Annotated in this window: 15 protein-coding genes; all 15 read right to left on the bottom strand. The window is 41.3% G+C overall.

Annotation, left to right across the window (positions count from 1 at the left end):
* Positions 1-12 precede the first annotated feature (12 nt).
* On the bottom strand, positions 13-2,139 hold the full coding sequence (locus DESPCE1_RS0105475; protein WP_014793117.1) for an aldehyde ferredoxin oxidoreductase: 2,127 nt from the start codon (positions 2,137-2,139) through the stop codon (positions 13-15).
* A 15-nt stretch (positions 2,140-2,154) separates the two neighbouring features.
* Positions 2,155-2,805 carry a ferredoxin-like protein gene (locus DESPCE1_RS22345; protein WP_084813854.1) on the bottom strand — a complete coding sequence of 217 codons (651 nt, stop codon included), beginning with the start codon at positions 2,803-2,805 and terminating at the stop codon, positions 2,155-2,157.
* 533 nt (positions 2,806-3,338) lie between these two features.
* Positions 3,339-3,953 carry a DUF3786 domain-containing protein gene (locus DESPCE1_RS0105470; RefSeq protein WP_014793115.1) on the bottom strand — a complete coding sequence of 205 codons (615 nt, stop codon included), beginning with the start codon at positions 3,951-3,953 and terminating at the stop codon, positions 3,339-3,341.
* Between the two features lie 45 nt (positions 3,954-3,998).
* Complete coding sequence (locus DESPCE1_RS0105465; RefSeq protein ID WP_371200404.1) at positions 3,999-4,697, bottom strand: MBL fold metallo-hydrolase; 699 nt, start codon at positions 4,695-4,697, stop codon at positions 3,999-4,001.
* Between the two features lie 23 nt (positions 4,698-4,720).
* Entirely contained in the window at positions 4,721-5,263 is a 543-nt protein-coding gene (locus tag DESPCE1_RS0105460) for a DUF1697 domain-containing protein (protein ID WP_019849744.1), read from the bottom strand.
* Positions 5,264-5,318: 55 nt separating this feature from the next.
* Positions 5,319-5,786 carry a hypothetical protein gene (locus DESPCE1_RS0105455; RefSeq protein WP_014793112.1) on the bottom strand — a complete coding sequence of 156 codons (468 nt, stop codon included), beginning with the start codon at positions 5,784-5,786 and terminating at the stop codon, positions 5,319-5,321.
* A gap of 118 nt (positions 5,787-5,904) precedes the next feature.
* Positions 5,905-6,723: a DNA-formamidopyrimidine glycosylase gene (gene mutM / locus DESPCE1_RS0105450; RefSeq protein WP_014793111.1), complete on the bottom strand. Its 819-nt coding sequence runs from the start codon at positions 6,721-6,723 to the stop codon at positions 5,905-5,907.
* Between the two features lie 67 nt (positions 6,724-6,790).
* Positions 6,791-8,395 carry an ASKHA domain-containing protein gene (locus DESPCE1_RS0105445; protein WP_019849743.1) on the bottom strand — a complete coding sequence of 535 codons (1,605 nt, stop codon included), beginning with the start codon at positions 8,393-8,395 and terminating at the stop codon, positions 6,791-6,793.
* A gap of 127 nt (positions 8,396-8,522) precedes the next feature.
* Complete coding sequence (locus tag DESPCE1_RS0105440; protein ID WP_014793109.1) at positions 8,523-8,798, bottom strand: hypothetical protein; 276 nt, start codon at positions 8,796-8,798, stop codon at positions 8,523-8,525.
* A 29-nt stretch (positions 8,799-8,827) separates the two neighbouring features.
* Entirely contained in the window at positions 8,828-9,568 is a 741-nt protein-coding gene (locus DESPCE1_RS0105435) for an AAA family ATPase (RefSeq protein ID WP_014793108.1), read from the bottom strand.
* A gap of 32 nt (positions 9,569-9,600) precedes the next feature.
* Complete coding sequence (locus DESPCE1_RS0105430) at positions 9,601-10,053, bottom strand: hypothetical protein (RefSeq protein ID WP_014793107.1); 453 nt, start codon at positions 10,051-10,053, stop codon at positions 9,601-9,603.
* A gap of 114 nt (positions 10,054-10,167) precedes the next feature.
* The gene (locus DESPCE1_RS0105425) at positions 10,168-10,869 is read right to left on the bottom strand and encodes an aspartate/glutamate racemase family protein (RefSeq protein ID WP_019849742.1); all 702 of its coding nucleotides are present in this window, start codon (positions 10,867-10,869) and stop codon (positions 10,168-10,170) included.
* Between the two features lie 11 nt (positions 10,870-10,880).
* Positions 10,881-11,489, bottom strand: a complete 609-nt coding sequence (locus DESPCE1_RS0105420) for a hypothetical protein (RefSeq protein WP_014793105.1) — start codon at positions 11,487-11,489, stop codon at positions 10,881-10,883.
* A 28-nt stretch (positions 11,490-11,517) separates the two neighbouring features.
* Positions 11,518-11,967, bottom strand: coding sequence for a DUF3788 domain-containing protein (locus DESPCE1_RS0105415; protein WP_014793104.1), 450 nt, complete (start codon positions 11,965-11,967; stop codon positions 11,518-11,520).
* A gap of 136 nt (positions 11,968-12,103) precedes the next feature.
* Positions 12,104-13,018: a TIGR01777 family oxidoreductase gene (locus DESPCE1_RS0105410; protein ID WP_019849741.1), complete on the bottom strand. Its 915-nt coding sequence runs from the start codon at positions 13,016-13,018 to the stop codon at positions 12,104-12,106.
* Positions 13,019-13,026 lie beyond the last annotated feature (8 nt).

The following is a 13,026-nucleotide window of genomic DNA, read 5'->3' as shown; positions in this document are numbered from 1 at the left end:
GTCTCCTTAATTCTAGGCTGGCAGCAGCCCTCTCTTTTCCAGATCATCTGCCATATAACCAAGGCTTAGTCTCTCCAGGGTTTTCCTAGTAGGTATTCCTGTTTCCTTATCCCAGCCCATCTCCTCATAGAACATATCTCGTGCAATTTCCATATCATCTCGATCTAATTTGTCTGTTCCTTCTTCAAAGGCTTTAAAGTCAGGATCCTTATCAAATACCCATTTAGTAATTTCATCATGATCTTTTCTTAAGTTCTTACTTCCTAAATGAATATTATAGGATAGAGCTGTTATTACCCTTAGCATGTTGCTAACTCTCTCACTGGCTAAATCCACATCTGCTCTTGTCCATTTTTCACCTGTAACAGCTGTCATATATTTGGCATCCAGTTCTAAATCCCCTTTATATCCTCTTGCTTTAACCGGAGACAAAGTCATGGGATACATCCAGTTGCAAAGGGTTGCCATATCATGCCATTGCTTACCAATAAAAGCCCATTTGGCAAATTTCGCTTTGCTTCTATTCATAGGTGTATAGTGTTTAGGCGGATCTATTACACCCTCACCAAACTCTTCTTCAAGTATTCCCTTATATAGTTCATAGGGTGATCCGGAGGATGTGATGCAGGTAACATGATGCACCATACAGTCCCTATTGTACATCAGATTATAAAGCATCGCTGCTTGCCCTGCTTCACTAGGTCCATGGTGGTTAGGATAGCCATTGTAACAAAGATTGCCTTGGCCTTGATCATCAAAATATTCTTTTCCTAATCCCCATTTTTCTACCATGAGATAGGTTCCCATACCTATTGTTGCTATTTCACCCTTATTCGATGCTACTCTCTTGACTATTTCCCATATCCATCTCGGATCACCAGATTCCAACAGTTCCCATGGTATGGAATCATATTCCTCTTTCGGGAGCTTTTCCTTTAGTATTCCTTTTTTATAGCAATATGCAAAGTCCTTTTGGATATTTCCATAGTTATCCCAAAGACCATATTCATCTACAGCTCTCGCACCCGTAACATTGTTTACAAAACTGCCATCATTTTCATCCACATGTTTCATTTTTCCGATATTTCCCGCATACCAATTCCCTACTGAAATAATAGGCATACAAGTATTAGAAACCTTTGTCGGTAAATCAAAATCAGCCAATGGATCGACATCATATTCGGCATAGCATCTGATTGGGCAAGATGAACATCCTCCGACTTTAACCATATATTTATCGGCAAGATCTCCGTGGTCAAAATGTCCTTTATGTGCTCTAAAGCCTATCTTATTTAGATCTCCCGGCGGCTGCTCACCCATGTCAACAAATCCGCCTGGTGCTTTATGCCATCCTAGTCCCGAAGCCCCTGACCATCTGTTTTTTCCGGAAGGCGCTGAGTACTCCGCCCAAGATTGTGGAGTTGCCGGTACATTATGGTTATTGTTCCCTCCAATCAACTCTTTTAACATATAATTACTTTGTTCTCTTAAGTCCTTCACATTGGCAATTTTTATATTTCCAGTACCTCTTACCGCAATACCCTTTACCTTCTTAGAGCCAAAAATAGCTCCACATCCTGCTCCACCTGAATTCCCAAACGAAGTAATCAGGTTTGACATATTTACTAAGTTTTCTCCTGCCGCACCTATAACTGCGGCGCAAAAATTCTCTCCATTTTCTTTTACTAACATTCTATTGGCTTCGAAGGTACCTTTTCCCCATAAATGGCTGGCATCTTCGATGGAGACCTTATCATCATCTATCTTTAAATACACGGGTTTAGCTGATTTTCCCTCAAATATTATCGCATCATAACCAGCATACTTTAAAGCATGTGCAAAATGTCCACCCATATGTCCATCTACTATTGAAAATCCTTTTGACCATGAGGATAAGCAAGTAATATTCATTCTTCCTGAACAAGGAACTCCTGTAGCAGTTAACGGGCCTGTGGCCATGACGATTTTGGAAGCTTCATCATGAGCATGGGTTTCCAGTGGAACTTCGTCATAAATAACTTTATAACCTATTCCCATTCCGCCGACATAGTCTTTATATTTACTAGTATCTTCAGTATTTATATTGCCTGTGGTAAAATTGACTCTTAAGATCTTTCCCGCCCATCCATATACGCTCATTATTTTATCCCCCTATTATTTTCTAGTTTTCTGCAAAGCTGCAGTTACACTATCCCAGTCTACAACGCTTAATGCACCTGTAGGGCATCCTGTTGCACAAGAACCACATAGAATGCACTTGGACGACTTTCTAGTTTCTGGATTAACCGTTGGCATTTCCCATGGACATTGCGCACTACATGTACCACAGCCTACACATTTAGACTGATCGACTTTTTTTACTCCCCTATCATCTGAGGATATTGCTTGTACTGGACATGCATTTCCACACGAAGGGTCTTCGCATTGACGACATGTATCCGGGAAATATACCCAGTTATCTGTTAATAACCCATTACCCAAATGGCTTAACATTAAGTTTCTGCTAACCTTAGCTCTGGAAACATAAGAAGATACATACCCATCATTCACTTGAGTACAGTTGATTTCACAGCGTTGACAACCAGTACATTTTGCCTCATTCACTACAAGCAGTCCTTGGGGCGTACTCCATAATGTTACTTTCCCACTGGTTACTTGTTCCTGTGTACATCCTATTAGAGACAGAAATGATGCTGAGATGGCTACACCCACGATACTTTTTCCTGAGACCTTCATGAATTTTCTTCTTGTCATTTCGCTGTTCAATGTTCGGTCTAAAAAATTCTCGCTTTTTGATACTGTCATCCTTGTTTTCCTCCTTTTTATTTTTGTTACTTATAAACTAAAAATAGTTTATAAAACAGAGATATTGTGCATCATTTAACAACCTTGGATATCAGTAACAATCAGTAACAATTGTCAAAAATTTGTGTCAAAAATTGATGACACGCAATTCAGATTATAAAGTATTTGTTGAATATTCGGAAAATTAATTATATAAATTAATTGTTGAAAATTGCGAAAATTCCTGTTATACTGTTAGTAGTAATTATAAATTAAATAGATCATGGTTATGTTTGTTTATTTATGCTCATATTTTCACTTGAGTGTATTTTGTGAATATTCTATCATCCCTTTTGAAATCGGTCAATAGCGCTTTTAATTTTTATAAGATTAACGGAAAGAGAAATACCTCCATTGAATCAGTCAGAATTCAATGGAGGTGTTTTTATGCAAGAGCCGTCAAAAAGGATAACTGCTCAACTGTCAGCTCAAGTAGAGAATGCAAAAACCCTCATGATCAAAAAAGGATATAACCCCAAATCTGTTAAGCCACGTCAGCTGGAAGCCCTCTTATTCAGCCGATTGGCTAAGGAAATACCAAGACCAATGATGCTTTCACTATGTAACATGGGCTCTATTGAAGGATCAAAGAGGATTGTGGCATTGGCCTTCACCTCTTCGTCCCCTTCCCAAATGACCACACACACAGGGATTTCTGGAAAGGCTTGAAACATCACCGATGAATCACCCATATTAGCGGGTTGCCCACCTAAAGAGGCTGCCAAGGTTCCCAAAAGCTTGGCCTGATGACCAAATGCCTTGATTAATGGTGAGATGGCTGTTTTAAGAAAAGCCGAATAAAAAATCATCCCTCCCGGTATTTCCTTAATACTCACCCACCTGGGCTCTGATTCCACTAGCGGCTGCGCATAGGCTAAATAGTTAAGAATAATGATTGCATCCATGATATCCAGACTATGCCCATCTGCTTTACGGTATACCGTTTCCTGATTGCTATCCACAATGTACTCTTGATTAAAAAACATAACTATAAATTGCTTGGTATCCACGTTATAAGATACCGCTCGTGTAGATGTAATCTCCACCGGCTCTCTCTTTTTTATGTCTTGCCAGAACTTATTATAGGCAACACGGTAATTCGTATCCATTCTTATCCCCTCCACTCTCATAATTCATCCCCACACCACTATGTACTAATTGCTCTTAATCCCCCCATGGTAACAAATATACTTGTCTGCTTCAAAGCTTTGTAACTCTGCCAGGGATTGTGTAGCGCTTTCCATATCCAAGGTAAACTGAGGGTTGGCAATAACCAATTCATTGTTCTCCAGCACTGCAGCATCACCGGTTATTATGGTTCTATGTTTCTTCAAATAGAGAGTTATATGCCCGGGTGTATGACCCGGTGTGCTTATAATTTCACACCCCCCGCACCAGTCCATGATTTGTCCATCATGAACGGTGATATCCACTGCAACCGGTTTAACACTTCTCAGGATATTGCAAAAGGCTTCACCAAAAGCCTTCTGCTCCTCAGTTAAGGCAGCATTTTGCAAGGCTTCAGCTTGCTCCAAGCGCATAGACTTCGTTTCTCCGGCTATAAAAGGAGCTTCTATGGAACTTGCTACAACTTGGATCTGAGGGTACTTCTGCTTGAAATCTGCTAAAGCCCCCATATGATCGTGGTCGTGATGGGTAATAAGGATTTTGGTGAGTTGACTGCAATCTAAGCCCTGAGCTTGGATAGCACCCTCAACCTTAGGCATAAAGCCTATATACCCACAGTCCACCAGAATCATTTCCTTGGCATCCATTAAAATCACTGGGTGGATCACTTCCTCTATGTCGCCAAACTTAACGGGAATATTCAAAACGATAATCTCTTCCATCATATCCTCCTTGACACACTGGGAATTTAATGAGACAGAGCTATTTCCAACACCTTTCTTGTGGTGTTGGCATTTCTAATGGTAACGGATTTATACGCCTTGGTCCCAACGATTTTGGTCCACCGAGTGCGGGAAAAGGTCTTTAACTGTGCTGACCAAAATATCACGGGACCATAAGCAAATACTTGTTCATACTCAGGCTTCGTGGACCCTACCTTAGCAACTATGTCTATGGCTGTGGCGGGATGTATAACAAATAGTGCATTATGCTTTGCATTGGGGTCCTCTCCCCACCAATCCGGCGCATGCTCTATAGCTTCTCTCATGCTTTCCCCATCGATAAGTGCTAAGTCTATAGGAAATTTAAATTCCTCCTCTAAAATTTCTTTGCATTTTTCAATAAGCACCGGAGGATCCTGTGCCTGATAATCAAAGATTACATTCCCACTATTAATGTAGGTCACCACATTTTGAAACCCGGCTTTCTCCAAGCATTGTTTCAATTGGTTCATGGGGACTCTATTTTTCCCTCCCACATTAATCCCCCGAAGTAGGGCGATATACTTCATACAAATTTCCCCCATCATATTAAGTAATACTTGCTTCGTATGGATAGTTTTACTCTTATGGCGATGTATAATAGCTCTGGACGGAAGGAAGCAAAGTAATCGCCTGAATAAGTAAAGCCCAAAAAATATAGCCTAAATGAATGACAGCAAAGCCCTGAATAAAGTAAGCTTCAACTGCAATCCAAATAATTAAAACAAAACCGATATAGAGTGAATAGGTCCAAGCCCAGTGTTTATCTGAAAACAAGTTGAGCCGATTAACTACTGCCAAAGGCTGATTTTTTACTAAACCATAAGCTACAGCCAATGGCAAAATTCCCAACAAGGTGAGAAGAATTATACCGGGTAGCAAAAAATCACTAAAGGGGGAATGTTCCAGCATCGTCGCCGGCATCTGAATCAATTCACCACTGGGATCGATAATAAGAACCGTCCCGCCAAAAATTGCTCCTAACCCTAAAAAAGCCTGCAAGAATATTAATAATTTGATCGAAAAAGACTTTCTTTTAATTTGGTCCCCCATGCTTATCCCTCTCTTCACGACTGGATCCTTATATCATTAATTTGTCATAGGCTAAATTATTCCTTAAGGTTAATTCGCCGGCGGTCAATTGTTTAGGTTTTTAGCCGGCACATCATGCTTAATGTTGGCATGTTAAACAATAATAAGCATTCCTACCCCCAACTATCTTTTGCCTTATTGTATCACCACATTGAAGACAAGGTTGTCCCGAACGATCATAAACCTTGAAATACGGGATCATTCCCCCACTTAAATTATCCCAGAAGGCAAAAGGTTCTTCGATATAGCCCCCTTTTTCAATAGCTTGCCGAAGCAAATCAGGGATAACTGAATACAACCGTTCCTTCTCCCCATCGGTTAATGTCGGAACTTTTCGTTCCGGCAGTATTCCCGCAGCAAATAAAATCTCATTGGAATATGCGTTTCCTATCCCTGATATATTTTTTTGATCCATGAGCAGGGGCTTAATCATTCCTCTTTTTGCGCTAAGGATTTTCAGAAAAGCGGTAAAGGAAAATCCCGAATCCAAAGGATCAGGGCCCAACCCATCCTTAATAGCTTGTACTTGGGATGGGTCGAGGAGCTTAAGATAACCTAATCTTAAATCACAAAAATGGAGAATAGAGTCATCTTCAAACCTCAGCTGAATATGTGAGCTACCCGGCAGCTCTACAGGCTCTCCAGCCACCTCATAATAGATTCTGCCATCAAGCATCATATGAGCGCAGAGGGCTTTCCCTGAGCTCAGGGAAAGGATGAGGTATTTTCCACATCTTAACACCTGCTCAATACTTGTATCCTGCACCCATCTTACAAACTCATCAGGAGGAACATTGGTGCTACGCTCCCGGACGATTTCAGTTCCTACAATTTTCTTACCGAGAACGGACAACTGCAAATAATCCTTGTACGTTTCCATTTCGGGAATTTCCGGCATGATGCTCACCTCAAGCATAGTGTTGCCAAACAAGCTCGGTCCGACTCAAATATAAGCCTATATATTATCAGAAACCGCTTTGTCGAACTGCCAATTTCTCCTTGACACTCGGGAATAAATCCATATTCGTGTGAGGTAAAAACCGACTTCCGCAGTATTTGTCCATAAACATATTGTTTGCATTCATTTCGAAATAAGTAATCTTATTGGCAATTTGCTCTATTTCTCTGCGCTTTTCATTAGAAAGCAGAACCTGACGCGCTCCTTCGCCTGAGCTATTCCCCAGGCGCATCATATGTTCTCGTGGAAGATCGGGATAGAGCCCAATGGTAATTGCGGATTCAATAGGCAGATACTGGCCAAATGCACCTGCCGCATAAAACTTAACAATCTCTTCCCACCGGCAGCCCACACTTTCAATTAATACTTCAAGTGCAGCGTTTACGGCCCCCTTTGTACGCATGAGACTGCTAATGTCCTTTTGACTTATAAATATCTCCCTGCCCTCTGCACTTTCGTGGGCAGGAACGATAATGAAACGCTCTCTCCCATCTGTAAATCGGGCAGCCCGATCAATGATCCCATTTAAGAAAAGTTCCGCTAATATATCAATTAATCCTGAACCACAAATTCCTCTTGCGGGGGCATTATCGATGGTTGTATATCTTACACTATGTTCAGAGTCTATCTCAACATGATCAACAGCCCCTTGTTCAGCTCTGATTCCACACTCCGTTACTCCCCCTTCCAAAGCCGGACCAGCCGCCCCTGCACATGCTACCAACCATTCATGATTTCCCAGAATGAATTCTCCGTTTGTCCCGATATCCACCAAGAGTGACGTTTCTTCCTGCTTATGCATACCACTTACCAGAATCCCCGCTAAGACATCACCGCCAATATAACTGCCGATGCTCGGCAAACAATAGGTCGGTGCGAGGGGATTGACATCTAAGCCAATGTCCTTAGCACAAAATACTTCCGCATTATTAACCACTGGTTTATAGGGTTCCCGGCAAATTGAACCAGGGTCCAAACCTAATAGCAAATGAACCATAGTCGTGTTTGCCCCAATACATACTCCATTTATATCATGCGGCTTCAGTGAGAATTGAGTACATAAATTTTGAATAAGCTCATTGAGTGTATTTACAATCAAGGCTTGCAGCTCTTTTAAGCCTTTTTCTTCTCTGGCAACCATAATGCGGCTAAGTATATCGTCCCCAAACTTAATTTGGCCATTATAATCCGAGGCTTTACCAATAATGTCTCCATTAATCATGTTTACAAGATAAACAACCACAGTGGTTGTTCCTATATCAATGGCTAACCCCACATTAAAATCGGTATGATCTCCAGGTTCTAGATTAATTAATTGATAACTTCCAGCTTTTCCTTCTTCATTGATATCATGACTTGCAGTCAGTGTAACCGTTATGGCCTCATTCCCATCACGGCCAAACTTTAGGACATCATTCATGAGGGGCACCGGAATGGATACAGGAACCCCTAGCCTTTGATGCAAAGTTTGACGGAGGCTGTCAACCATACCCTTATTACTTTGTTCACCGCGTCGGGATATATCTATGCTTATTTTTCTTGTAAGTGGATCGAGTTCAAAATCATTGAGGACTGTCTGTTCTGCCAAGATGACGGGTCTATAATTATTCATTTTCAATCCCCCTTTGTCTATTATAAATGGAAAGCCAAAAAATTGTTAGAATAATTAAAAAACAAAAAAGAGAGTTGCGGACTGCAGTTCTCCCTGATTATTTGTATTCTCAATTCTTCAGCAATCTCTATGAATGTGGATTCACCGGCAAAAGCCTCAGCTTATATATGTTATTCTCGGTGTGAATCTCTACATACTCCGTAGCTTTAATAACATTTGTGATTCGACTTAAATGAGTGCTTGAACATTGACCATCCTGGATGTACAAAAATCTTCCTTGAGAGCCAATCTCAATATCCTGCAGCCATACTACTCGTCCCCATCTATGAAGGGATGTGGGAACTTTAGGTAGAGCAATGTCATAAACGCCCTCAATAATTCCTACATCATGATTTATGCTCATACATATCTTCCCTCCTTGAGAATGGACACTCAACTAAAAAGTTGTTTAAAAAATCTGTCCGGATTATCGAGAAAGGCCTTGGTCAAGCGATAATGATCCGTCTCTTCATAATCAATGGGGATAATCCCATCCTCATTGCATTCGTAGATCTGTGCTCCCGGGTAGGCCATTAAAATCGGGGAATGGGTCGCAATAATAAATTGGGCGCGATCTGCCATCTCCAGATCATTTATGATGCCTAAAAAAGCCAATTGACGCTGGGGCGAAAGTGCTGCTTCAGGTTCATCCAGTATGTACAGGCTCCTACCGCCAAAACGATTGGCAAAGAGGGAGAGAAACGCCTCCCCATGAGATTGCTGGTTTAAAGATTTTCCTCCGTAAGCGTCATAAACCTTTCTGCCGCCGGCATATGGATCTTTTGAACGTTCATCCAGATGCTTGGCAAAATCAAAGAAGGTCTCAGCTCGTAAAAAAAATCCCTGATTGATTTTAGGCATCCAGGATAATGTTAGAATCGAGGCCAGGCGGACACTTTCATCAGACAATCCGATATCAACATTTCTATCCCCACCGCCAATTCCAAAGCCGCACTGATAGGCTATGGCTTCGAGCAACGTTGATTTTCCTGTCCCGTTCTCGCCCACAAAAAACACGACATTGTGATTAATATCCAGCGATGCACAATTTACCAGTGCAGGGATATTAAATGGGTAGATATTTCTGTTGTCTGCACGTTCCCAATTCAGTGTCACCTTTTTAAGATAGGCCAATGCTACTCTTTCCCCTTTACCATCTCATCAAATTACTTCCCTGGCGACCACCTTAAAACAGGCCAGGGCAAATCCAAGGGCTTAATTGACCTCTTATCACCAACATTTTTTATTTTAGCGTTACAATATCCTTTATCCTCTAACATCAAAAGCTGTTTGACATCAATATCCATGATGGTCCCCGTATAATCCGTTACCCGTATGGCGGTGATCCGATCCCCTTCTTTAAAAGTTCCTACGATGATGTACTTATCATTTTTTATACATTGTTTTGTATGTGAGTCAATAACAGGCAACATATCTATTGTCCCTTCATCTGCGACCAATGCTACCCCTGAGGCATGAGCATTGCGGCAGCTATGTTCTTTAATGTATTCCAAGGTGCTCGCTAAACCCATATCCTGTACTGTCGCCGTGACTTCATCAAGTATGCGGCAACCCATGGTTCTGTGTCGTTCTTTAATGATTGCTATTACTCTTACCAATATAAAACACCTCTTTTTATTACTTACCCTATCAACACAACCATATTATCCCATCATAATTACTAAAACTCAATGTCCATTACATACAAAAGCCCTGATTTTTCACTAAATACTCTATTTGATCACCTCTGACAAAGCATAATCCACTGCCCCTATGGCATGAATGAGTGTCGTATCAAATAAAGGCACGAATGAATCCTCTTGTTTAATTAATAAGCCGATTTCTGTACATCCAAGCACTATTCCTTCAGCACCCTGCTCGACTAAGGATTGGATCATTCTTTTGAATTGATTTCTCGATTCATTACTAATTTCTCCTAAGCATAGTTCATGATATATTACTTCATTGACGATTCCTCTATCTCCTTCTTCCGGTGTCAAAACTTTTAGCCCCTGAGTCTCTAAACGTGATGTGTAAAAATCCTGTTCCATGGTGTATCGGGTTCCTAAGAGTCCTATGGTTTTTATGTTATGTGCTAAAGCCTGTTTAGCCGTAATATCAGCGATGTGCAGCAAGGGTATCCGCATCCCCGCTTGGATCTCATCAGCAACTTTGTGCATGGTATTTGTGCAAAGAACAATACATTCTGCCCCTGCGGCCTCCAGGCTTTGGGCAGCATCTGCAAGAATTTCTGCAGCCTTATGCCATTCACCGCGGCTTTGACACATTTCTATTTCCTCAAAATCAACACTGTATAGAATACACCTGGCTGAGTGTAAACCTCCCCGCCGTTTCTTCACTTCTTCATTAATAATTCGATAATATTCGGCTGATGATTCCCAGCTCATTCCTCCAATTAAACCTATTGTCTTCATGGTTTTCTCTCCTATAACACAGATTCAATTTGCTTTAACGCTTTCTTGTCAAGCAGTCCACCCGTAAGGGCATTAAAAATATAGGTCTCAATCTCTTCAGAGTTCTGAGATTTTCGAATAAGCACAAGAATATTGAGCATGTCCATGAGTATCAGTTTTCTCATTGTCGGTTTTACTCCTAAGATATCAATGGCCATGAGCTCTCTGGACACTTTATCTTGCAGGTTTGGTTTATGGGTAACGATTTCACTTAACGCCTGGATACACTGCCTAACTGTAACCGGTTTTTTATCCCCAAGAATCTTTAAGTAATCATCTATTGTGGAATCCATTCTGTCATCCTTATCCCATTTCGCATTAGCCGCAATAAGCATTACCCCAATGCTTCTTTGGTATGAGTTGGGACTTTTTAGTTTTTCACAGAGAAGATCCCAATAAGGGTACACATCTCCGTATTCCTCCGAACGATGTCCTAGTAAAAGCAATGAATGGTATCTCAATTTGTCATCTTTTTCATTCAACCACTTAATGAGCTGAGAGATATCCTCTTCGTTTAAAGTTTTAGAGACTTCTAGCAGATCCTCTTTTCCAAATGCCAATAGCTGATCAGCGATAATCATTTTTACCCTTCCTTCTTAGTCAGCTGCACTATTGAGGCACATCCAACCGCTTTGGCCTTACCCTGATTGCTATTAAGCTCTTTACATCATTGAGTACAGGTTGCTCCCTTACCTCAATCATAAGCCAACGTCCGCCACAGGAGAAAGATGTTTTCCGGTATAAGCTTTGAACATACGAAGTAAATGTTCCTAGAGCCATTTCTACTGTTTCTTCCTCCTTTGCCCCTACCACAACGAGTGCAATAAAAAATCCCTCCATTGGATATAGAGTACATAATGATTTACCACTCTTTTGATACTTTACATTCCACCCGGGCTGTGCCGAACATTGACTAAAGGCCAATTTAGGCTTAACTTGATAAGCAGCATCGATATAAGAAAACAGTTCAGACCATAATAGCTTTCCCTGACCGATAAACGCTTTAATGTCATCATCAGACGGCTGTCGATTGGCGTTAAATGCCTCACTCCAATTCATATACTTACGCTCCTTTTAAAATCCTGTTACAACCATTCGTCAAAAACTGTGAAGAATCCGCTTTAAGTTATCACCACGGCCCTCTGAAGCATAGAAAAATTAAGAGTGCTGCCAAGCTTCTCTTAGTCTTTTCAATTTATATCACCGCCAAAGCGTTCTCCAAAGCTTCCTCCAAGTCTGCGTACATATATTCAAAGCCAGCGCTCTGTATTTTCTTGGGCACAGCCCGTTGTCCATGTAATAGCATTTCTGACATCTGACCCAAAGCTATTTTCAGGAGTATTTCTGGAACGGGTAGCCATGATGGTTTATTTAAAACCTTGCCCAGTGTTTTACTGAAATCTCTCATTCTTGCCGGATTTGGAGCGACAGCATTAATAGGACCGGATAACCCCGGATGTTCAATAACACATCTTATTATGCTGATTAAATCTTGGATATGTATCCAGGAAAGCCATTGCTCTCCCGTACCCAAGGGACCGCCTATGTAGAATTTAAATGGCATGGTCATTCTATTGAGAGCACCTTCATTTCCTAAGACGACTCCAATCCGCAGGGTGACTACTCTTGTCAAAGGAGCTTGGGCCTTGTAGGCTTCCTGTTCCCATTCCCGGCATACTTGTGCCAGAAAATCCTTTCCGGCTTCCTCAGACTCGGCGAGCTCTTCATCCCCACGGGGGCCATAATAGCCAACAGCCGATGCATTGATGAACACTTTAGGCTGAATCACACCATGATCAATGGCTGTAACAATTGCGCCAGTTGTTCTAAGCCTGCTTGCTATAATCTCTTCTTTTACCGAAGGGGTCCATCTGCGATTGCCGATGGATTCACCGGCTAGATTGATCACAACATCAATCTGCTCCAAATTTTTAAGCGAAGACAATGAGGACATATTATCCCATTCGATTGCCTCTACTCCACTTCCTAGGGTGCTGACCATTTTATGAGAGTTTCTGGTTACAACAAACACCTGATATCCATTCTCAAGCAATTCCTTGGTCAGATATTTTCCCACAAAACCTGTTCCGCCGAAGATTAAAACCTTCATAGCTTCGC

It is taken from the genome of Desulfitobacterium sp. PCE1, from assembly GCF_000384015.1.
GTDB classification, from domain to species: domain Bacteria; phylum Bacillota; class Desulfitobacteriia; order Desulfitobacteriales; family Desulfitobacteriaceae; genus Desulfitobacterium; species Desulfitobacterium dehalogenans.
This window is presented reverse-complemented; position numbering and strand designations above follow the sequence as displayed.